General features: G+C 71.5%; 22 protein-coding genes and 1 tRNA gene. 9 read left to right on the forward strand and 14 right to left on the reverse strand.

From position 1 onward, the window contains the following. Window positions 1-133 precede the first annotated feature (133 nt). The gene (gene gdhA, locus JK364_RS39090; RefSeq protein WP_201856198.1) at window positions 134-1,480 is read left to right on the forward strand and encodes an NADP-specific glutamate dehydrogenase; all 1,347 of its coding nucleotides are present in this window, start codon (window positions 134-136) and stop codon (window positions 1,478-1,480) included. A 111-nt stretch (window positions 1,481-1,591) separates the two neighbouring features. Here the strand turns inward: gdhA and JK364_RS39095 are convergent, their stop codons facing one another. The 10 genes from JK364_RS39095 to JK364_RS39140 form a co-directional block, all read right to left on the reverse strand. Beyond that, complete coding sequence (locus JK364_RS39095; RefSeq protein WP_201856157.1) at window positions 1,592-2,707, reverse strand: PP2C family protein-serine/threonine phosphatase; 1,116 nt, start codon at window positions 2,705-2,707, stop codon at window positions 1,592-1,594. A 113-nt stretch (window positions 2,708-2,820) separates the two neighbouring features. Next, on the reverse strand, window positions 2,821-3,600 hold the full coding sequence (locus JK364_RS39100) for an IclR family transcriptional regulator (RefSeq protein ID WP_201856158.1): 780 nt from the start codon (window positions 3,598-3,600) through the stop codon (window positions 2,821-2,823). A gap of 112 nt (window positions 3,601-3,712) precedes the next feature. Next, on the reverse strand, window positions 3,713-4,171 hold the full coding sequence (locus JK364_RS39105; RefSeq protein WP_201856159.1) for an SRPBCC family protein: 459 nt from the start codon (window positions 4,169-4,171) through the stop codon (window positions 3,713-3,715). 92 nt (window positions 4,172-4,263) lie between these two features. After that, window positions 4,264-4,821: an NAD(P)/FAD-dependent oxidoreductase gene (locus JK364_RS39110; protein ID WP_201856199.1), complete on the reverse strand. Its 558-nt coding sequence runs from the start codon at window positions 4,819-4,821 to the stop codon at window positions 4,264-4,266. 225 nt (window positions 4,822-5,046) lie between these two features. Next, the gene (locus JK364_RS39115; RefSeq protein WP_201856160.1) at window positions 5,047-6,471 is read right to left on the reverse strand and encodes an amidase; all 1,425 of its coding nucleotides are present in this window, start codon (window positions 6,469-6,471) and stop codon (window positions 5,047-5,049) included. After that, window positions 6,468-6,905 carry an SLC5/6 family protein gene (locus tag JK364_RS39120; RefSeq protein ID WP_201856161.1) on the reverse strand — a complete coding sequence of 146 codons (438 nt, stop codon included), beginning with the start codon at window positions 6,903-6,905 and terminating at the stop codon, window positions 6,468-6,470. The genes JK364_RS39115 and JK364_RS39120 overlap by 4 nt, the downstream gene beginning before the upstream one ends. Then, window positions 6,809-7,747, reverse strand: coding sequence for a sodium:solute symporter family transporter (locus JK364_RS39125; protein ID WP_201856162.1), 939 nt, complete (start codon window positions 7,745-7,747; stop codon window positions 6,809-6,811). Before JK364_RS39125 ends, JK364_RS39120 begins: the two co-directional genes overlap by 97 nt. Continuing rightward, window positions 7,744-7,914 (reverse strand): hypothetical protein, encoded by a 171-nt coding sequence (locus JK364_RS39130; protein WP_201856163.1) that lies wholly within the window; start codon window positions 7,912-7,914, stop codon window positions 7,744-7,746. Before JK364_RS39130 ends, JK364_RS39125 begins: the two co-directional genes overlap by 4 nt. A gap of 133 nt (window positions 7,915-8,047) precedes the next feature. Then, the gene (locus JK364_RS39135; protein ID WP_307841510.1) at window positions 8,048-10,423 is read right to left on the reverse strand and encodes a terpene synthase family protein; all 2,376 of its coding nucleotides are present in this window, start codon (window positions 10,421-10,423) and stop codon (window positions 8,048-8,050) included. 192 nt (window positions 10,424-10,615) lie between these two features. Continuing rightward, a complete protein-coding gene (locus tag JK364_RS39140) occupies window positions 10,616-11,710 on the reverse strand; it encodes an acyltransferase family protein (protein WP_201856164.1) in 1,095 nt (364 codons plus the stop codon). 315 nt (window positions 11,711-12,025) lie between these two features. Between JK364_RS39140 and JK364_RS39145 the strand changes: the two genes are divergently transcribed. Beyond that, the gene (locus JK364_RS39145; protein ID WP_201856165.1) at window positions 12,026-12,481 is read left to right on the forward strand and encodes a tellurite resistance TerB family protein; all 456 of its coding nucleotides are present in this window, start codon (window positions 12,026-12,028) and stop codon (window positions 12,479-12,481) included. Between the two features lie 119 nt (window positions 12,482-12,600). Here JK364_RS39145 and JK364_RS39150 read toward each other — a convergent pair whose 3' ends face one another. Together JK364_RS39150 and JK364_RS39155 are read right to left on the reverse strand one after the other, a co-directional pair. Beyond that, on the reverse strand, window positions 12,601-13,548 hold the full coding sequence (locus JK364_RS39150; RefSeq protein ID WP_201856166.1) for a M56 family metallopeptidase: 948 nt from the start codon (window positions 13,546-13,548) through the stop codon (window positions 12,601-12,603). Window positions 13,549-13,551: 3 nt separating this feature from the next. Further along, complete coding sequence (locus JK364_RS39155; RefSeq protein WP_037956803.1) at window positions 13,552-13,962, reverse strand: BlaI/MecI/CopY family transcriptional regulator; 411 nt, start codon at window positions 13,960-13,962, stop codon at window positions 13,552-13,554. 183 nt (window positions 13,963-14,145) lie between these two features. Between JK364_RS39155 and JK364_RS39160 the strand changes: the two genes are divergently transcribed. Beyond that, entirely contained in the window at window positions 14,146-15,540 is a 1,395-nt protein-coding gene (locus tag JK364_RS39160) for a cytochrome P450 (RefSeq protein ID WP_201856167.1), read from the forward strand. 57 nt (window positions 15,541-15,597) lie between these two features. Here the strand turns inward: JK364_RS39160 and JK364_RS39165 are convergent, their stop codons facing one another. Beyond that, entirely contained in the window at window positions 15,598-17,178 is a 1,581-nt protein-coding gene (locus JK364_RS39165) for an SDR family oxidoreductase (RefSeq protein WP_201856168.1), read from the reverse strand. 409 nt (window positions 17,179-17,587) lie between these two features. Between JK364_RS39165 and JK364_RS39170 the strand changes: the two genes are divergently transcribed. Next, window positions 17,588-17,887 (forward strand): type II toxin-antitoxin system VapB family antitoxin, encoded by a 300-nt coding sequence (locus tag JK364_RS39170; protein WP_014061825.1) that lies wholly within the window; start codon window positions 17,588-17,590, stop codon window positions 17,885-17,887. 131 nt (window positions 17,888-18,018) lie between these two features. Then, entirely contained in the window at window positions 18,019-18,723 is a 705-nt protein-coding gene (locus JK364_RS39175; RefSeq protein WP_201856169.1) for a LytR C-terminal domain-containing protein, read from the forward strand. A 12-nt stretch (window positions 18,724-18,735) separates the two neighbouring features. On the opposite strand, the gene upp is transcribed toward JK364_RS39175, so the two are convergent. Continuing rightward, window positions 18,736-19,371 carry a uracil phosphoribosyltransferase gene (upp, locus tag JK364_RS39180; RefSeq protein ID WP_201856170.1) on the reverse strand — a complete coding sequence of 212 codons (636 nt, stop codon included), beginning with the start codon at window positions 19,369-19,371 and terminating at the stop codon, window positions 18,736-18,738. 177 nt (window positions 19,372-19,548) lie between these two features. Here upp and JK364_RS39185 point away from each other — a divergent pair, with 177 nt between their 5' ends. The 4 genes from JK364_RS39185 (at window position 19,549) to JK364_RS39200 (ending at window position 21,141) form a co-directional block, all read left to right on the forward strand. Then, entirely contained in the window at window positions 19,549-19,716 is a 168-nt protein-coding gene (locus tag JK364_RS39185; protein WP_201856171.1) for a hypothetical protein, read from the forward strand. Between the two features lie 191 nt (window positions 19,717-19,907). Next, a complete protein-coding gene (locus tag JK364_RS39190) occupies window positions 19,908-20,444 on the forward strand; it encodes a tRNA adenosine deaminase-associated protein (RefSeq protein WP_165556255.1) in 537 nt (178 codons plus the stop codon). Window positions 20,445-20,462: 18 nt separating this feature from the next. Then, the gene (gene tadA / locus JK364_RS39195) at window positions 20,463-20,963 is read left to right on the forward strand and encodes a tRNA adenosine(34) deaminase TadA (RefSeq protein WP_201856172.1); all 501 of its coding nucleotides are present in this window, start codon (window positions 20,463-20,465) and stop codon (window positions 20,961-20,963) included. A 91-nt stretch (window positions 20,964-21,054) separates the two neighbouring features. Beyond that, window positions 21,055-21,141 (forward strand) — tRNA-Ser (locus JK364_RS39200). Window position 21,142: the final 1 nt, after the last annotated feature.

Below are 21,142 nucleotides of genomic sequence, written 5' to 3' on the forward strand. Positions count from 1 at the left end.
CTTCCCCGGCCTTCCCGGTTCGCGGGCGACTCCCCGGGCGCGCCGCCGTGGTGAACCCCGCCGGGGACAAGATCCTGGACCCCCGCAGGACCGGCATATGAGACAGAAGCCCACAGAGAGGCAGCACGCACCCATGGACGTCAGCGCCCGTATCGAGGCCGTCTACGCGCAGATCGTGCACCGCAACCCCGGGGAGTCCGAGTTCCACCAGGCGGCGCGCGAGGTGCTGCCGACCCTCGCCCCCGTGCTCGGCGCGCATCCGGAGTATCTGGAGGCCCGGATCGTGGAGCGGCTGTGCGAGCCGGAGCGGCAGCTCGTCTTCCGGGTGCCATGGGTCGACGACGACGGCGAGGTCCAGGTCAACCGGGGCTTCCGGGTGGAGTTCAACAGCGCGCTGGGCCCCTACAAGGGCGGCTTGCGCTTCCACCCCAGCGTCGATCTGGGCATCGTGAAGTTCCTCGGCTTCGAGCAGATCTTCAAGAACGCGCTGACCGGCCTCGCCATCGGCGGCGGCAAGGGCGGTGCGGACTTCGACCCCAAGGGGCGCTCGGACGGCGAGGTCATGCGGTTCTGCCAGTCCTTCATGACCGAACTCCACCGCCATCTGGGCGAGCACACCGATGTGCCGGCCGGGGACATCGGGGTGGGCGCCCGCGAGATCGGCTATCTCTTCGGCCAGTACAAGCGGCTGACCAATCGCTTCGAGGCCGGTGTGCTGACCGGCAAGCCGGTCGCCTGGGGCGGCTCACCCGCGCGTACCGAGGCCACGGGGTACGGCACCGTCCACTTCGTCCAGGAGATGCTGCGCACCCGCGAGAGGGATTTCGACGGCCTTACGGTCGTCGTCTCCGGGTCCGGCAATGTGGCCCTCTACGCCGTCGAGAAGGTCCACGCCCTCGGCGGCCGGGTGGTGGCCTGCTCCGACTCCTCCGGCCATGTGGTCGACCCGGAGGGTATCGACCTCGCCCTGCTCAAGGAGATCAAGGAGATCCGGCGGCAGCGGATCTCCGCCTATGCCGACGCCAAGCCGGGCGCCATCTTCTCCGGCCGCGGCTCGGTCTTCGAGCTGCCCTGCGAGGTCGCCCTGCCCTGCGCGACCCAGAACGAGCTGACCGAGCAGAGCGCGATCGCCCTGGTCAAGAACGGTGTGCTGGCCGTGGCCGAGGGCGCCAACATGCCCTGCACCCCGGCCGCGATCGAGATCTTCCGGGAGGCCGATGTGCTCTTCGGCCCCGGTAAGGCCGCCAACGCGGGCGGGGTGGCCACCTCCGCGCTGGAGATGCAGCAGAACGCCTCCCGTGAGCGCTGGACCTTCGCCCAGACCGAGGCCCGCCTCGCCGCCGTCATGACCGAGGTCCACACCCTGTGCCGGGCCACCGCCGACCGCTACGGCTGCTCCCCCGACGACTATGCCCTGGGCGCGAACGCCGCCGGATTCGTACGGGTGGCGGAGGCGATGGCCGCCCAGGGCGTCGTCTGAGCCGATCGGCCGAGCCGATCCGCCGAGCCGATCCGCCGGAGGCGCTGAGCGGGTCATACGGACCACGGGCCACGCCCACGGCACATCCGCTCACGCCCACCGCACATCCGCTCACGCCGACGGCACATCCACCGCCCTGCGCACCGCGCCCAGCACCGGCTTGCGGAGCAGCAGCAGCGCCGCGTCGTCGTGGAGCCGGCCGCCCACATGGGACAGCAGTTCGTCGTGGAGCGAGGCGAGGGTGCGGGACGGCTCGTCGCAGATGTGCCGCGGCACCCGTTCCAGCAGCGGGAAGTACTCCCGGCCGCGGTCCCGCGCCTCGATGACCCCGTCGGTGTAGAGCAGCAGCTGGTCGCCCTCGGCGAACGGCACCACCTGGAGGCTCGGCAGTTCGCCGCCCAGGGAGGCCAGGCCGAGCGGCGGGGCCGGGCGGGTGGGCTCCACGGCGATGATCCCGGTCTCGCCGACCAGCAGCGGCGGGGCGTGTCCGCAGTTGACGAGCTCCATACGGCCCTCACTGGGGTATCCGGCGACCACGGCGGTCACGAAGTCGTCGGGCGCCAGGTTGCGGGACAGACTGCGCTCGATCCTGGCGACGACGTCGAGCAGGTCCGGCTCGTCGTAGGCGGCCTCGCGGAAGACGCCGAGCACCAGGGCGGCGGTGCTCACCGCGGGCAGTCCCTTGCCGCGTACGTCGCCGACGATCAGCCGGACCCCGTGCGGGGTCGGCAGCAGGGCATAGAGATCGCCCCCCACCCGTGCCTCCGCGGCGGCGGCGCTGTAGCGGACCGCCACCTGGAACTGGCCGACCCGGGCGGGCACCGGTGTGAGCAGGGCGTTCTGGGCGGCCTCGGCGACCGAGCGGACGGCGGCCAGGACCTGCTCACGGCGTCTGCGCAGGGCGCTGGCCCCACAGCTGGCCAGGGCCACGGCGGCGGGTGTGGCCAGCATGATCGCCTGGGTGCGCACCGGTTCGTCGCCCTGGGTGCCCAGCAGCGCGCCCACCGCCACGGCGAGCACCCCGATCCGGATCACTCCGTACGGTCCGGAGTGGGCGGCGGCGAGCGCCGGGCCGACGGCGAGCAGTGGCAGCCAGGCCAGCCCCTGCGCGGTGACGAGGGCGAGCAGGGCCACCCCACAGATGATGATGACGGGGACCGCGGGGGCTATGCGCCCAGCGCCGTCCGGCTGGTCCGGGTCGTACGGGCGGAGTCGGGCCGGGAACATGACCTGCTTCGCTGCTCTCTCTCCACGGGGGCAAGTGATACGGGGGCATCCGAGAGGGTGTCCGTTTCATCCAGAGAAACAGCGATTCGATAGATTCGGCAAGGCCCGCGTTTTCAGATAGTGAGCGAGAGGCTCCTGCTCACCCGGCTCGCCGTCGGCACCAGGCGGCGACGGAACAGATCACGGTGCGGATCCAGCTCCGTCAGCCGGGCCAGCCGGTCCGCCCGCAGCGAGATCCCGAGCGAGCCGAGCCGGTCCCCGTAGTAGATCGGCACCGCGAAGCAGACCGTGCCCAGGGCGTACTCCTCCAGGTCCGCGACCAGGGGACTCCCCGTCGGGGAGTCGAGGCGGCGCAGCAGGTCGTCGGAGCGGGTGACGGTGCGCGGGGTGAGATCGACGAGCGGATGGCGGGAGAGATAGTCGTGGCGGGCCTCGTCGTCCAACTCGCGCAGCACGCACTTGCCCAGCGCGGTGGCGTGCCCGGCGTCCTCGTACCCCACCCACAGATCGACCCGGGGCGCCTGCGGGCCATCGACGATCTCCGCCACCCGGATCTCGCCCTCGTCGTAGAAGGTGAGATACGCGGCGGCCGAGAGCTCATCGCGCAGCGCGGCCAGGGTGGGCCGCACCCGGGCGAGCATCGCCTGCTCCCGGCTGCCGGACTCGAGGGCGCGCAGCTTGTCGCCGATCACGAAGCCGCCGTCGTCCAGCCGGGACATATAGCCCTCGTGGACCATCGTCCGCAGCAGGTGATACGTGGTCGCGAGCGGCAGCCCCGTCTCCCGGGCGAGCCGCTTGGCCGGCGCACCGCCCTCGTGCGCGCCCACCGCCTCCATCAACCGGAAAGCCCGCTGAACGGATGAGATCAGCGTAGGCGCTGTTCGGGCACCCATATATCCAGCTTGCTCCTGATGTGACCGGATGAGCAAGATCTGATCTCACGTTCATGGATCGGTTTGGATCTGTTCGGTGCGGTTCGGTGCGGTTCGGTTCGGTGCGCCGCGGTCAACCGGGGGAGATCCGGCCGCGCCAGGCGCCTTCCGCCTCACCGCGCCGCTCGATGAAGTCCTTGAACCTCCGCAGGTCCCCCTTCACCCGCCGGTCGAGCGTCCCGGTCAGGTCCGCGGCCTTCTCCGCGATCCCGCTCGGCTGGAAGACCAGGGCCAGATTGACCCGGGTGTGGCGCTCGTCCAGGGGCTCGAAGGTGACCAGGCCCTGCTGCTGGACATCACCGGAGGTGGTGCGCCAGGCGATGCGCTCGTCGGGAAGCTGATCCACGATCTCGGTGTCGAACTCCCGGTGCACACCGGCAATGGAGGTCGCCCAGTGGTTATGGCGATCGTCCACCTGGGTGACCTGGTCCACGCCTTCCATGAACCTCGGGAACTCGGTGAACTGGGTCCACTGGTTGTACGCGGTGTGGAGCGGAACCCCAACCTCGACGGACTCCCGCACGGTGCTCATCGGTGACTCCTTTCGACGTTCTCGCGTCGCGCACCACGGCGGGTTTCCGGGACCGCCGGGCCGAAACATGGGCAGCCGGGGACCGAAGCCGATCAGCGCAACGGGTGCAGCGGGGCCAGTTCGGCCGGGGAGGTGCCGGTCGCGATGGCGTCCGCCAGCAGCCGTCCGCTGAGCGGGCCGAGCGCCACGCCCCACATTCCGTGCCCGCAGTTGACGTAGACGCGCGGCGAGCCGGTCGGGCCGATCAGCGGCAGTCCGTCCGGGGTGCAGGGGCGGGCGCCGACCCAGGTGTCCGTACGGGCCTCCCAGTCGATGCCCCGCAGCAGCGGACGGGCCGCCGCGATGATCGCCTGTATGCGGCGCGGGTCCACCGGCCGGTCCGCGGGGGCCAGTTCCATCATTCCGGCGATCCGCACCCGGCCCCCGCCCAGCGGGGTGCAGACGACCTTCTGGGCGGCCAGATAGGTGGGACGGGTGGGGGCGCCCTCGGCCGGAACGCTGAAGCTGTAGCCGCGTCCCGGCCTGGACCGGCACCCGGACCCCGAACGGGCGGACCAGCGGGTCCAGCCAGGCGCCGGTGGCCACGACGGCGACGTCCGCGCGGAGTTGGCCCCCGGAGGTGGTGACGGCCACGCCCGCCCGCCCGAGATCCCGGCTCGGACGCGTCGTCCTCGATGGTGACCGGGCCACCGGCCAGCCCGGCGGCCCTGGTGGCCAGCGAGAGCAGACCGTCCGAGGCGTCGCCGTACGAGGAGTCGTCGTACGAGGAGTCGTCGTACATGGCTCCTCCGCTCATCAGCGCAGCTGGTCGCCGGGGCACTACCCGGCCCCGTTCACTCTGATGCTCGAAGGCACGGATTATCCAGAGGTGTGCGCTACTCGATCCCCGCCGGGCGCCGCCGCCAGTGCCCGGTGGCCCGCTCGAAGGCGTGGCCGACCTGGAGGACCGCGAAGTCCGCCCGGTGCGGCCCGACGATCTGCACCCCGACGGGGAGCTCGCCCGGCGTGAACCCGGCCGGTACGGACAGCGCCGGACTGCCGGTCGAGCTGATCAGATACGCCGAGCGCATCCAGTCCAGATAGTCGTCCATGGCCACCCCGGCGATCTCGGTCGGGTACTCGATGCCGACGTCGAACGGCGCCACCTGGCTCACCGGCAGCAGCAGCACGTCATAGCGGCCGAAGAACTCCCGGACGCGGTGGTAGAGCAGGGTGTGCAGCACCTCCGCGCGGCCGATGTCCGGGCCGGTGAGCTTGCGCCCCTGCTCGGCGTTCTCCCGGATCGCCCGCTTCAGCCCGTCGGGGTGGCGGTCCATGAGCGGGCCGAAGGCGACCTCGAAGACCGAGGCGCGCAGCGTACGGAAGACCTCCTCGGCCTCGGTCAGGTCCGGGCAGGTCCGCTCCACGACACAGCCGAGGCCGGTGAAGACCTCCGCCGCCGACTCGACCACCGCGGCCACCTCGGGCTCGACCGGAACCAGCCCCCCGAGATCCGGCGACCAGGCCACCCGCAGCCCCGTCAGATCGCGGTCCAGGAGGCGGGCGAAGCGGGCGCCGGGCTCCTCCAGGGCGATCGGCGACCGCGCGTCGGGCCCGGCGATGGCGGACAGCAGCAGGGCGGTGTCGGCCACGGTACGGGCCATCGGCCCCTTGACGCCGAGGGTGCCCCAGGCGGTCAGGGAGGGCCAGTTGGGGACGCGCCCGGGCGATGGGCGCAGCCCGACGACATTGCAGAACGAGGCCGGGTTGCGCAGCGAGCCGCCGGTGTCGCTGCCGTCCGCGATCGGGATCATGCCGGAGGCCAGCGCGGCCGCCGCGCCCCCGCTGCTGCCGCCCGCGCTGCGGCCCAGGTCGTGCGGGTTGTGAGTGGCGCCGAATATGGGGTTGAAGGTGTGCGAACCGGCCCCGAACTCGGGCACGTTGGTCTTGCCGAGGGTGATCGCCCCGGCGGCCCGTATCCGTTCGATCAGCAGATCGTCCTCGTCGGGCACGCCGTCGGCGAGCGGCGAGCCATGGCTGGTGCGGATGCCCGCGGTGTTGTGGAGGTCCTTGTGGGCGATGGGCAGCCCGTGCAGCGGCCCGAGCTCCTCCCCCGCCGCGATCCGCTCATCGGCCCGCCGGGCGGCCTCGCGGGCGCGGTCCGCGACGAGGGTGACGATCGCGTTGACGGCCGGGTTGACCCGTTCGATACGGGCCAGATGGGCATCGAGCAGCTCGCGCGCGGACAGCTCCCGGGAGCGCAGCAGCGCGCTGAGGTCCAGTGCGGTCCTGAAGCAGAGATCGTCATCCGTCGTCGTCACGGTCGCTCGCCTTCCTCGATGGTCATCGCTGCGCGGGTCCGGGTCTTCGGACCAGGGTTCTTACGGGCCCCACGGTCCTCATGGGCCCCAGGGGCGGACTCCATGGTTGGGGAAGCGGCCGGGCGGCGGAAGAGCGCCGTCACGGCGACCGCCACCAGCAGATTGACCGCCAGCGCGACCAGGCCCGCGTTCACATGGCGGGTCTCCACCTCGGCCAGGGTCAGCCAGGTCACCACCGCCTCACCGGTCACCAGGCCCGCCAGCGCCCCCGGGGCGGTCAGCAGCCGCCGGCGGCCGATCGCCGCCAGCAGCCCCGGCACGATCTGGATGAAGCCGCTCACCGTGAGCAGCTGAAGGTCGGCCAGCAGCCCCGGCCGCAGAATGCCGAGGGTGAGCGCGATGGCCAGGACGACCACGCTGTGGTTGACCGCCATCCGGGCCGCCTCCCGGCGGGCGGGCAGCAGATTCCGCGGATGGCCCGCGGTCCGCCCGCCGCCATCAGCGGCGGCCAGTGGTGCGGGGTGGCCATCAGCCCGCCCGCGAGCGCCGAGGTCAGCACGCTGGTCGTCCACCACATCCGGTCGCGCTCCCCGGAGTGCACGGTCAGCATCTGCGGCTGGACCTCGTGCACCCGCCGGAACACCTCGCCCAGACCGCCGGTGTAGTGCAGCGGGATGGCGATGGCCAGGACGAGCATGACGCCGAGGGTCAGCACGTCCTTGAAGTACACGCTGTTCTTGAGCCCCCGGATGCCCGACCACAGCACGAACCCCGCCGTCAGCACGGAGGCCAGCACCATGCTCAGCCGCCCGGCGGCCGTACTGCCGGTGACCAGCCCGACGACCATGCCGAGCCCGGTGATCTGGAGCTGGAGGTACGGGATCAGGAAGACCAGGCCGATGACGGCGATGACCTTGCCGTACAGCGGGCTGCCGTACCGCTGGGTGAAGTAGTCGGCCTGGGTCAGATAGCCGTGCCGCTCGCCCAGCCGCCACAGCCTGGGCTGGATGAAGTAGAGCAGGAGGAAGGCGAGGGCCAGATAGACCATCGCGTACGTGGCCGCGTTGCCGCCCGCGTACGCGACCCCGGCGACGCCCAGGAAGCTGAAGGTGGTGAACACCTCGCCCGCTTGCGGGAACCACATCGCGAGAGTGCCGAAGTTCCGCTGCCCCACGGCCCATTCGGCGAGATCGGTGGTGCGGCCGGTCCGGCCGAGGAAACCGCACAGGGCGAGGGCGCGCATACCCAGCAGGGAGACCGCGAGGACGACGTTCACCGCCGCTCACCACCCGCCCGCTCACGGGGGCGCCACAGGCCCCATTCGACGGCGGCGAGCGCGGGGGTGAGCGCGAGCACCCAGGCACAGATCCAGACGTACAGCGACGGCATCCCGAACCAGACAGGCCACCCCGCGCGCCGGGCATCGTGCTGGACGGCCAACAAGCGACCGCCCCGCCTTGTCCCGTTGTCCCGGCGGACAAAGGCGGGGCGGTCGGCCCGAGGTCTCGTTCCCGAGGTCCTTACGGTCCTTCCCGAGACCCTTACGGTCCCTCCCGAGGTCCTTTCCGAAGGCCCCTTACGGATGTGATCCGGCGGCTCCGGCGGGCACCGGAACCCGCGCGGCCGAGGTGCCGAGCCCGGTGGGCCCGTGCCACGGGGCCACCGGCCGCGCCCCGGCTCCGGTCCCGGCGCCCGTCCCTGCCCCCACCGGCCGCCGGTGGGCGCGGAGCAGCTCCTCCTCCCGGTAGCGCGGGACCTCGCGGTGCCAGTTCAGGATCCCGGACATCCAGTCGCGCAGCTCCTCCACATAGCCGTCCATCGCCTTCCGGGCCTCCGGCTCCAGGCCGAAGTCGTCGTACAGCACCGGGAACTCATGCGCCGCGACATGCTGGAACTGCCGCATCCGGGACGTCATCAGATCGTTCACGACGACGATCCCGGTCGGATAGTCGCAGTCGAAGAAGTTCTGGACGACGAGGACGCCGTTGTGGACCTCGCCCTCGAACTCGATCTCCTTCTGGTACGAGAAGACGTCGTTCAGCAGCGTCGCGTAGTCCATGGCGGCGTTCTCCAGCGACCGGACCGGGCCGCTGCGGTAGATCTCGGGCGGCACCCGCCGTTCGCGCGCCAGTCGGCACAGGCTCATGGTGAGGTCGGAGCCGAAGGTGTGCCGGCGCATCTCGATGTAGTCGACCGGGTCGGGGATCCGGTTCTTCGTGTGGTTGGCCAGCTCCCACAGCCAGCTGGCGGTCATGTTCTCTATAGCCTTACGGAGTTCACCGCGCGCCGAATCCTCCATCGGGCCCGCCGTACGGCTCCACAGATCGGCCAGCGACCGCTCCAGCGCGTTCGCCGGGGCCGGGGTGGGGCCCGCGTCGAGCGGCATGAACGCCCCGAGCCGGGCGTTGCAGACCCGGGCTCCGGCCAGGTCGTGAGCGCGGCCGAAGACCGCCGGGTAGTAGTCGTCCGCGTACGTGCCCCAGACCAGCCAGCCCGACGCCAGATCGAGCTCGTCCGGGGAGCCGTCCGGGTGGATACCGGCCGCGCACAGCGGGAGGTCGGCGGCGAGCATCCGCCGCTCGTCCCAGACGTGCGAACCGGGGATGCCGGGCTGCGGTCCGAGGATGCCCATCCGATGTGCCCAGCCGGCCAGGTGGTCGCGGGCGATGGGCAGATGCTGATTCAGCCGGAGGGTGAACGGCATGAAGAAGTCCGGCAGCAGGGAGGGCCCGGTCTTCTGGAACGGGACATGGCTGAACCTGCGGGTCCGGGCCGCCTCCGCCCGGCCCGTGGTCAGCGGCAGGCTGGCCGCGGAGGTGCCGAGGCCGCTGAGCGCGAAGGGCGACCACGCCGGGGCCCGGTCCGGGCCGTTCGCACCGTCCGGGCAGTCCGCCCCCCGCATGCCGTCCGCACCGTCCAGGCCGTCCGCACCGTCCGCACCGTCCAGGCCGTGCGCACCGTGCGCGCCGTTCATGTACCGGCTGGAGCGCAAATGCCACTCATGGCCGCCGGACTGCCAGTCCTGGAGCCCCTTGACGTAGGCGAGGACCCCCGCAGCGGCCGCCGGGTCCAGGCCGTGCTCGGCGAAGAGCGGTCCGAGCTCGGTGAGGGCGGTGTCCTCGAACTGCTGCAGCCGTGAGGTGAGCAGCTCGTTGACGGAGTCGGCCGCCTCCTGGGTGGTGCAGCACAGGAACGTCTCCAGGACCAGGACACCATTGCTGAGCTCGCCCTCGTCCTCGATCTCCCGTTGGTACGAGAACAGGTCGTTGCGCAGGTGCACCGCGTCCGCGAAGGCGTCCCGCAACACCCGCATCGGCCGCGACTCGGCGATCACCGCCGGTACCTCGGCCCCCACGGCGTGCTCCACCAGCCCGGCCGACCAGGGCGCGCCGCCGACCTTACGGCGCATCTCGATGTACTCGACCGGGTTGGGGACCCGGTGGATGTTGATGTTCGAGAGCTCCCAGAGCGATTCGTTGAGGAGGTTCTCGGTGCTCTCCCGGAACCGCGCCCGCCAGTCCGCCGACATCGAGGGCACCGTCCGCGCCCACAAGTCCGCGAGCCCCGCCTCGACCGGGTTGGTGGGCTCGGGGGTCCCCGCGGCCGGGTCCATCGGCATGAAGGCGGGCAGCCGGTCGAGATACGCCTTACCGGCCGCACGGTCCAGGGAGCGCTTGAACGTCTCCAGGAAGTGGTCGTCGAAGAAGAACACCCACACATACCAGTCCGTGACCAGCGAGAGCTCCGTGTCGGAGCAGTCGGGGTGGGTGTACGCGCACAGCAGGGCGTAGTCGTGGGCGTCGAGATCCTTCTGCTCCCAGATCCCCGAGCCCTCGAGCATGCCCATCTCGCGGGCCCACCGGCTGGAGTGCTCCCGTGCCGCCCGGACATGGGGGTTCAGCCGCGCCGGATACGGCATATAGAAGTCGGGGAGTTGAAAGGGCTGTGTCACTGCTGGGCCGGCACCTCTCCGTGCGTCGGTGGCCCGTAGTCGTCATCCGGCTACGGACTGGGGTCGGCTACGGGCTACCCATACCGCAACTGGCCTATCCGAAAGCCCAATTAGTCACACAAGTGCGCTCCCGTGACCGGCGCCCCTTGCCGCGTACCGCCTCCGGCGAGGGGCGCTGGTCGACGGCGCCGATCATCCGTCGCGTCTCCGGAAGGCCCACGCCATCCGCGGCTCCATCGCGAACCGGAACGCCCGCTGGACGGGCGGCGTGCACAAGGCCGTCACCACGGCCACCGCCACCGCCGTCACCACGATCTCCCCCAGCGGCCGGTGCAGCCACGGGTGGTCGTACCAGTCCCAGAAGCGGGAGCCCTTGGCGAGGAAGCCGTGCAGCAGATAGCCGTACAGCGTCCCGGCGCCGAGCACCGTGAACCACATCCGGCGCCGGGGCACCCAGGCGAGGAAGCACACGGTGAGCACCATGGAGCAGCCGAAGAGGGCGAAGGTCATGACCGTCCCGACCCACCACGGCGCACCGAGTTCCTGCGCGCTGTCCCGGCGGTAGAACCACGCCGGGTTCATCCGCGGCACGGCCCAGTAGGCGAAGACCACGGCGGCGGCGACCACCGGCACCGACAGCCATCTGACCTCGCGCCGCCGCAGCATCCGGAAGTGCTCCGGCCGCAGGTGCAGCCCCAGCACGAAGAACGGCAGGAACTGCAGCACCCGCTGCAGATCGAGGTCGTCACCGATATTCGGTGAACAGGCGGCGAGCGCGGCGATGGTGAGAGCCAGCGCCACCGGCCACCGCACGATCCGCCACAGCGGTGTGGTCAGCCGCCAGACGAAGAGCGCGACCAGAAACCAGGTCAGATACCAGGGGTCGAGCAGACTGATCGGATAGGACGGATCGTCGTCCGCCCACCGTTTGAAGAAGGTGTACGCGACCTCGAAGAGGACGTACGGAACGGCGACCCCCGTGATCAGCCGCTTGAGCCGGTCCGGCCGGAGATCGAAATTCCGCGAGAAGTACCCGGAGATGACAATGAACGCCGGCATATGGAACGTGTAGACGGTCATATAGAGCGCGGCTGCCGCTCTGCTGCCGCCTCGCAGGGGCTCCCACGCATGCCCCATCGCGACCAGCACGATCGCCAGGTATTTGGCGTTGTCGAAGAACGCGTCACGTTGTTTCGGCGCGGGGGACGGGGCCGGTGCCGTCTCGGGGGGCGGGGACGCCGGTGCGCGCCGCGCGGGCAGTACCGGAAGTAAGTGCGAGACGTTCATCACATACGCCCTCCCGGGGAACCTGCGGGGAAAATCCGGCCTCTTTCTGAGTTTCGGCGGAGGGTTGCGGAGTGGAACATTCCACGCACCATAGTGGCGCTCGCGAGTTCGCGCCCCAAAAGGCTCAGCTCTCGCGTACAAGGGTTTACGTCCAGCCCAGCGCATCCGTCACCTCCTCAACTTGGGAACTTCTTTACCTCTCCGGTCAGTTCACAGAGTGATGAAGAGGGGCCGATCCGCCCGGCCTTGACCGACCCCGCCTGCTAGCTTCTACACAACTGTAGATCCTAACGACCCTATGGAGTGTGACTGGCCATGGCCCTGTGGGACCGCATCAGGGAATCCGCCCAGACGATGCAGACTCAGCTCGTCTCGAAGAAGAACGACTTGAAGAGCGGCGCCTTCCGCGACGCGAGCATGGCGATGTGTGCCCTGGTGGCGGCGGCGGACGGCTCGGTCGACCCGTCCGAACGGCAGCGCGTCGCCCAGCTGATCGCCACCAACGAGGTGCTGCAGAACTTCCCGGCCGACGATCTGCAGCGCCGCTTCAACGACTACGTCAACAAGCTCACCACGGACTTCGAGTTCGGCAAGGTGAGCGTGATGCAGGAGGTCGCCAAGGCCAAGAAGAAGCCCGCCGAGGCGCGCGCCGTGATCCAGATCGGCATCGTCATCGGTGGCGCGGACGGCAACTTCGACAAGACCGAGCAGGCCATGGTCCGCGAGGCGTGCTTCACGCTGGAGCTCCCGCCGGCCGAGTTCGACCTGTAAGGCGAGTTCGACCTGTAAGGCGAGTTCGACCTGTAAGGCGAGCCGAGGCGTTGAAGCCCCGCAAGCCATGAGCCGCGGCCTTACGGCCGCCCCGCCGGCCGTAAGGGCGCGCCCCGGAGCTACAGCGGGGTCGCGGCGTGCAGGACGAGGACCAGGGCGACCGCCGCGTTCGCCGAGGACAGCGCGGACGCGGCGGTGCCCACCGCCGCGATCCACAGGGCCAGCCCCGCCGCCGTCCACGTCGGCGGCCAGTGCCGGGACGGCGGCACCGGCTCCAGCAGCGCCGCGACCCTGCGCGGCACCGGCCCCGGCGCGGCGAACCCGGCGAGCGCCGGCCCCGGCGCGCCCCGGGAGACCAGGGCGGCCTTGCCGACCGCCCGCGCCGTGACCCGGCGGTCGCCGACCTCCTGAGCCGCTTCCTCGTCCGCCCAGCGCTCGGCGCAGTAGTCCACCGCGGCCCGCAGCGGCCGCAGCAGCGGGTTGGCCCGCGCGGCGAGCCGCGCGGCCAGCAGATAGCGGTGGTGGTGCGCGGTCAGATGGGCGCGCTCATGCGCGATCAGGGCCCGCCGCTCGCGGGTGCTGAGGCTGTCCAGCATCCCGGTGGAGACGACGATCCGGCCCGGCTTCCCCGTTCGCCCGGAGGTCCCGGGCAGCGCGTACGCGTACGCCTTGTCGTCGGGCAGCACCGCGACCGGCGACTCCGGCAGCCCGGCGAGCGCGAGCCGGGCGTCCCGCCGCACCCGGCCGTGGCGCAGACAGGTGGCCGTGCAGGAGACGGCCACCGCCGCCAGCGCGCCGATCGCCGCCTTCCCGGCCACCACGTCAAAGGGCACCGCCGCCCGTACCTCGGGGTCCGACCAGCTGTCCGGCAGCGGGTTGCCCGGCAGTTGCGCCGTGCCGACGACCATCAGCAGCCCCAGGCACAGCGTGGAGCACACCGCGAGGACGGTGCCGACGAGCGTCAGCAGCCGGGTGGCGGTGCGCGGATGGAGATGTTGCTCGGCGAGCCGGGCGATCGGCAGCGCCGTCAGGGGCAGAACCAGCGGGAGGAAGACGAAGACGCCCATCGGTCAGTCCTCCGGCTCCTCCGCCACGTCGCTCAGCAGGTCGCGCAGCAGCCGCTCGTCGTCCTGGGTCAGCCCGGTCACAAAGCTGGCCAGGACCGCCTCGCGGTCGTCCTGGCCGTCCAGCACCCGGCGCATCCGCAGCGCCGCGAGCCCCGCCTCGTCCGACGCCGCCCGCCAGACGAAGGAGCGGCCCGCGCGCTCACGGGTCACGGCCTGTTTGGCGTGCAGCCGGGACAGGATGGTCATGACCGTGGTGTAGGCGAGCTCGCCCTCGATCCGCTCCTGCACCCATGCGGCGGTCACCGGCCCCGGCGCCCGGCTCAGCGCCACGAGCACCTGCGCCTCCAGCTCGCCCTGGCCACGCCGACGGGGGCGGCGGGGCCAGCCGGGCCCGCCGGTCCGGTCGTGGTCCATCACACCGTCTCCTTCCCCACCGCACGCGCCCGGCGCGCGGCGCTCCATCGTAGCGAGCGGGCCACGGTCCCGCGTTCGCCCCTTTGGCCTGTTCGCCCCTTTGGCCTGGCTGTACGCGCGGGCCCGGCCCGTCTCACCGATGCTGAGCAGGGGGACGACCCCGACGAAGGAACGCAGTCAGCCATGACGCAGACGCAAGGCTCGCTCGTACGGCGGATCACCGACTACGCCCATCGAGCCGACCCGTACCCGATCTACGCCGAGCTGCGCAAGACGCCCGTGGTGCGTGACGAGGAGGGGCCGTACATCGTCTCCACCTACTGGGAGATCCACGGTCTGCTGCACGACCCCCGGCTCAGCTCCGACGCGCGCAACCTGGACCCCCAGGCCGCCTCGCAGCCGCCCGAGGAGCCCGAGGCGGACGACCCGGGGCTGCCGCCCAGCTTCCTGAAGCTGGACCCGCCCGAGCACGACCGGCTGCGCCGGCTCGCGACGGCGCCCTTCGGTCCGCCGCACACCCCGCGCCGGCTCCACGAGATGCGCGGTGAACTCACCCGTATCGTCGGCGAGCTGATCGACGGCTTCGAGGGGCGGGACCGGATCGATCTCGTCGACCACTTCTCCTACCCCTTCCCGGTGACCGTGATCTGCCGGCTGCTCGGGGTGCCGCGGGAGGACGAGCCCCGCTTCCACGCCTGGGCCGACACCCTCGCCGCCAGTCCGGACCCCGACGACCCGGACTCCGGCCCCGACCCGGACCCGGACGCAGGCGCGGGGGCGGGCGCGGACGCGGACCCGGACGCAGGCGCGGACGCGGACGCCGCCGAGCGGCGGCGGATCACCCGGCGGGCCCGTACGGAACTGGCGACGTATCTGTCCGAGCTGATCGAGGAGCGCCGCCGCGCACCCGGCGACGACATGCTCTCGGCCCTGGTCGGCGAGGAGGGCCCGGAGGGGCGGATGAGCCGGGTGGAGCTGCTGAGCACCGCGGCGCTGCTGCTGGTGGCGGGGCACGAGACCACCGTCAACCTGATCACCAACGGGATGCTGACCCTGCTGCGCAACCCCGATGTGCTCGCCCGGCTGCGCAAGGATCCCCATCTGGTCGTGCCGCTGGTGGAGGAGCTGCTGCGGTTCGATCCGCCGGTGCAGATGCTTCCCCGGCGCACCCCGCTCTCGGAGATCGACATCGCGGGCGTGACCATCCCCCAGGGGGCGTCCGTGTGGCTGCTGCTGGCCTCGGGCAACCGCGATCCACAGCGCTTCCCCGACCCCGACCGGTTCGATCCCCAGCGCAGGGACAACCAGCACCTCGGCTTCGGCAGCGGCATCCACAGCTGTTTCGGCGCCCCGCTGGCCCGGCTGGAGGCGCAGATCGCGCTGACCGAGCTGGCCCGCCGGCTGGACGAGCCCCGGCTGCTGGAGGACCCGCCGACCTACCGGCGCAACGCGGTGCTGCGCGGGCCACGGCATCTGCCGCTCGCCTTCGAGGGGCTGCGGCCGAGCGGGTCTCCGAACGGATCCCGGAACCGCTCGCGGAACCGTTCTCGGAACCGCTCCCCGAACGGGTCCCGGTGACGGCGGGGTTCACCGTACGCGGGACGGCGGAGTCCACCGCGCGCGGACCAGCGGGGCTCACCGTACGCGGAACGCGGACGCTCTCGTCCCGGCCGCGTCCGTCCCGCCCCTGCCCGTCCCGGCCTCGCCCCTCTCGGCCCGGGCGGCGATGTTCCGGGCCATACCGCCGAAGACGAGCGCATGGCACGGCGCGACCGACCACCAGTACAGATGCCCGGCGAGGCCGCGCGGATGGAACAGCGCCCGCTGCCGGTACACCGTCCCGCCCCGCGCGTCCCGGTCGACCACCATCTCCAGCCAGGCCAGGCCCGGCAGCCGCATCTCGGCCCGCAGCCGCAGCAGCCGGGGCGGCAGGACCTCCTCCACCCGCCAGAAGTCGAGGCTGTCCCCCACTCTGAGCCGCGCCGCGTCCCGGCGGCCCCGGCGCAGCCCGACGCCGCCCACCAGGGTGTCGATCCAGCCGCGCAGCGCCCAGGCCGGCGGCAGCGAGTACCACCCGTTCTCCCCGCCGATCCCCTCCACCACCCGCCAGACCTCCTCCGGCGAGGCGTCCACCGCGCGCTCGCGGCGGTCCTGGTAGAGGCTGCCGCCCGACCAATCGGGGTCGGTGGGCAGCGGATCGCTGGGGGCACCGGGGGTGGCGGCGGAGGACCAGCGGGTGGCCACCTCCGCGTCGCGGATCCGCCGCAGGGCCAGCTCCAGCGCCCGGTCCACGCCGAGCGGCCCGCCCGGCGGGTCCGGCACATAGCGGGTGATGTCCCGTTCGGCGCACACCACTTCATGGCGCAGCGACTCCACCAGCGGGCGGGCGATGGCGCCGGGTACGGGGGTGACCAGGCCGACCCACAGACTGGACAGCCCGGGGGTGAGCACCGGTACGGGCACGATCAGCCGCCGCCGCAACCCGGTCACCCGCGCGTACCGCCGCATCATGGCGCGGTAGGTGAGGACGTCGGGGCCGCCGATGTCGAAGGCCCGGTGCACCTCGTCCGGCAGCGTGGCGCAGCCGACCAGCAGCCGCAGCACATCGCGGACGGCGATGGGCTGGGTGCGGGTGCGCACCCAGCGGGGCGTCACCATCACCGGCAGCCGCTCGGTGAGATAGCGCAGCATCTCGAACGAGGCGGAGCCCGAGCCGATGATCACCCCGGCCCGCAGTACGGCCGTCGGCACCCCGGAGCCCAGCAGCACCCGGCCCACCTCGGCCCGGGACCGCAGATGGGGCGAGAGCGCGCGCTCGGGGACGCCCTCCGGGGTCAGTCCGCCGAGGTAGACGATCCGGCGCACCCCGGCGGCGCGGGCCCGCTCGCCGAAGATCCGGGCGGCGCGGCGGTCGGTCTCCTCGAAGCCGGATCCGGTGCCCAGCGCGTGAACGAGGTAGTACGCGACGTCCACGCCCTCCACGGCGGCGCGCACGGACTCCTCGTCGGTCACATCGCCGCGTACGGTCTCCACCCGCCCCGCCCAGGGCTGGTCGCGCAGCTTCTCGGGCGAGCGGGCGACGCACCGCACCTGATGCCCAGCGGCCAGCAGTTCGGGCACCAGCCTGCCGCCTATATAGCCGGTGGCCCCGGTGACCAGACAGCGCCGCGGCTCCGGCGCACCGTAAGGGGCCGACGGGCGCTGGGGAACAGCCATGAGGCCATGGTGCGCGGGCAGGACAAAACCTGCGAGGTGGGCTCCCTTCGGCGGCATTGTCCGTATCAGGTGTTGGAGGTCGCTCTCAGGTCTCCCCGACCTTCGAGCCTCTCAGCCCGGCCATCTAGAAGACGCTCTCTCCGGGGGACTGACGTCCCCTGTCGTGAACGCCTCTCCGGTCGAGCTCCCTCGCTCGCCCCGCAGGCTGTTATTTACGTTACTCCGGGCCCCCATGAGCGCCTAGCCCCTTTCGAGCATTTTTTCCAATTTTCCGAGTGCGGCGGAGCCCGGCTCCGGACCGGCTCCGGCTCGGCTCCGGCTCGGCTCCGGACCGGCTCCGGACCGGCTCCGGACGGGCACTCGGGCGCCTTGGCTGCGCCGGGAGGGGCTTGCCCGGTAGGCTTTCCGTGTGATCTTCAAGCGCATCGGAAACGGTCGGCCCTATCCCGACCACGGCCGGGAAAGTACCCGCCAGTGGGCGGATGTCGCCCCACGCCCGGTACGTCTTGACCAGTTGGTCACGACGAAGCAGCAACTCGACCTGGAGACGCTGCTCGCCGAGGACTCCACGTTCTACGGGGACCTCTTCGCCCATGTCGTGAAATGGCAGGGCGACCTCTATCTGGAGGACGGGCTGCACCGGGCGGTGCGCGCCGCGCTCCAGCAGCGCCAGGTGCTTCACGCGCGCGTCCTGGAACTCGAGGGCTGACCGCGCCCCGCCCCCGGTGACCGATCGCCGTTGATCGACTTCCGATCTCCGTTGACCCTTTCGGGTTGGTCTGAGCACCAACCATTGATCATTTAGTAGGCATCGCCACCTGGCCGCACTACGCTGCGCACATGAGCATGCTGACCCCTCCCGGCATGGGCGGAAAGTACCGCATCACGGGCGATCGCTACCCGCGGATGAGCCGGCCCCGGAACCGCCGGCGGCTGATGTTCACCGCCTTCGGCTCGGTTCTGGCGCTCGGCCTGGTCGGGTGGGGAACACTTCAGCTCATCGACGTCTTCTCCGGCGACAGCGGCGGTCAGAAGGTCCGCGCGGCGCACGGCACCGGGGACTGCGAGCGCGGCGACAAGCACCCCGACGAGAACGCCAAGTCAGGCCGGTCCGACAGCGGCCAGGGCGGCCAGGGCGGTCAGCACGGCCGTACGGGCGGGAAGCTCCCGAAGCCCGCCCAGATCACGGTCAACGTCTACAACGCGACCACGCGCTCCGGCCTCGCCAAGGACACCGCCAAGGAGTTGGAGAAGCGCGGCTTCAAGATCGGGAAGGTGGGCAACGCCCCGACCCAGTACGACAAGAAGGTCAAGGCCACCGGGATACTGCTCGGCGCGCCCGGCGCCGGCGACGGGGCCTTCAATGTGCTCGGCACGCAGCTCGCCGACGCCCAGACCAAGAACGACGCGCGCGACGGCAAGGACATCGACCTGATCATCGGCAACGACTTCAAGGACCTGGTCGGGCAGAAGGACGCCGACAAGGCGCTCGCCGCCCTGGCCAAGCCCTCACCCGCGCCCTCCGGATCGCCCTGCCGGTCATGAGTCGGGTGGGGCTCAGCCCGCGGTTCCGTACATCCGGTCGCCCGCGTCGCCGAGCCCCGGCACGATGTACCCCTGCTCGTTGAGCCGCTCGTCGACGGACGCGGTGACCACCGTCACCGGCGCCCCGGCGAGCTCGCGCTCCATGAGCTCGACGCCCTGGGGCGCCGCCAGCAGACACAGCGCGGTCACATCGTCGGCGCCCCGCGATATCAGCTCCCTGATCGCCGCGACGAGCGTCCCGCCGGTGGCGAGCATCGGGTCCAGGACGTAGACCTGACGGCCGGAGAGGTCCTCGGGCATCCGGGTGGCGTAGGTGGACGCCTGGAGCGTCTCCTCGTCGCGGATCATGCCCAGGAAGCCGACCTCGGCGGTGGGCAGCAGCCGCACCATGCCGTCGAGCATCCCGAGACCGGCCCGCAGAATCGGCACGACCATGGGGCGCGGATGGGACAGCCGTACCCCGGTCGTGGCCGTCACCGGGGTCTCGATGTCGACCTGCTCGGTGCGCACATCGCGCGTGGCCTCGTACGCGAGCAGGGTCACCAGCTCGTCGGCGAGCCGCCGGAAGGTGGGGGAGTCGGTGCGCTTGTCGCGCAGCGTGGTGAGTTTGTGCGCCACCAGCGGGTGGTCGACGACGTGGATCCGCATGGCGACGACACTAACCGAGCCCCCGGAGCCCGGCTCCCGCCGGTGACGCCCTGGTGCGCCTCCCCGCGCTCGACCGTCTGCCGCCGTACGGGCATCAAACTTCGGATTCGGGGGAAAGTGGGCAACAGCGCTCGGGCTCCCACCGGGCGATACCTCAGCCCCGAGGAGTGAGTGACCATGGCCGACGCGACCGCGAGGGAAACCGCCGCGGACCGCCGCCGCCGTCGCGACCGCTTCCTGCGCGCGCTGAACGAGGCCCGGGCGGTACGGAACCAGGTGCGTCCCCGGCTGGCCCGCGCGGCCCGGATGCGCCGGGCGATACACATGCGGACGTTCTCCTGGTGAGCTCCGGTGAGCTCTGTTGAGCTTCCGCCGAACCGCCGGAGCCGGTTTCCGCGCGTTTCGATTCCGTCCGCGTGAGCCACATCTCTTTGGACTGGTGCACGACGCAGCGTGGAAGACCTCTCGCGAAGCGACGGTTTCTGCCACGATTCCGATTGGGGCGGGACACTGTCCCGCCCGCCCCCGGCACGCCTATGACCAGTGGGAGAGTCACGGTGTACTTCGCCGCATTGCTCGCGCGCACCGCAGAAGGGTGGGAAGCGAGCGACACAGAGCTCGATGACGTGGAAACCTTGACGGACTTGATCGAACTGGCCCGTCTGGCCTCCAAGGACGACGACACGGTATTGGCCTTCATCGAGCACGAAGACGCGTGGTTCGGCGTCGTCCGTGTGGACGGCGAGGACGACCCGCACATCTACGTATCGGACGCGGCAGCGGCCGCCCGCACCTCGTACGGCTCGATGCTCACCGACGAGCTGCTCGGCCGGGACCCCGACGACGATCTGGACAGCCTGGTCGACCTGGACGGCACCGAGGACGGCGAGCCGGACCGGGACGACGAGGACGCGGACGACGCCCCGGTCCCGATCGGCCCGCTCGGCGACGCCGACATCCTGGCCGACCTCGGCATGGACGAGAAGGAGCTGAAGGCCCTCGACGGGGACGCCCTCGAATCGATCGCCGAGATGCTCGGATGCAGCATGGAGGGGCTGGAGGCGGTGCGCTGACCGCCGCACACTGAAGTCATGACCGATCCGCTGACCGGCCTCCTGCCCGGCCCCGACCCCGACCCCCTGCGCGACCCCTGGCGCGAACCGATGCGCCTGGCGCTGGAGGAGGCGGTACGGGCACCCGAGACGGGAGATGTGCCGGTCGGCGCCGTCGTGCTGGGCCCGGACGGCTCGGTACTCGGCCGCGGCCGCAACGAGCGCGAGGCCCACGGCGACCCCACTGCCCACGCCGAGGTCCTCGCCCTCCGAGCCGCCGCCCACCACCTCGGCGGCTGGCGGCTGACCGGCTGCACCCTGGTGGTCACCCTGGAGCCGTGCACGATGTGCGCCGGCGCGATCGTCCTGTCCCGGCTGAACCGGCTGGTCTACGGCGCCGTGGACGAGAAGGCCGGCGCGGTCGGCTCCCTCTGGGACGTGGTCCGCGACCGCCGCCTCAACCACCGGCCCGAGGTCATCGCGGGCGTCCTGGCGGAGGCGTGCGCGGCCCCCCTGACCGCCTTCTTCCGCAAGCCCTGAGCCCCCTTGAGCGCCCCCTTGAGCCCCGCCGCACGGGCCGGTCCCGGAACCGATTTCGGTTCCCGGCCACCCGTCCGCTAGGCTCTCTCTCGGTAGCGTGTCCGAGCGGCCGAAGGAGCGCGCCTCGAAAGCGCGTGAGGGGGCAACTCCTCCGTGGGTTCAAATCCCACCGCTACCGC

This window comes from Streptomyces endocoffeicus (assembly GCF_016741935.1).
Classification (GTDB): Bacteria; Actinomycetota; Actinomycetes; order Streptomycetales; family Streptomycetaceae; genus Streptomyces; species Streptomyces endocoffeicus.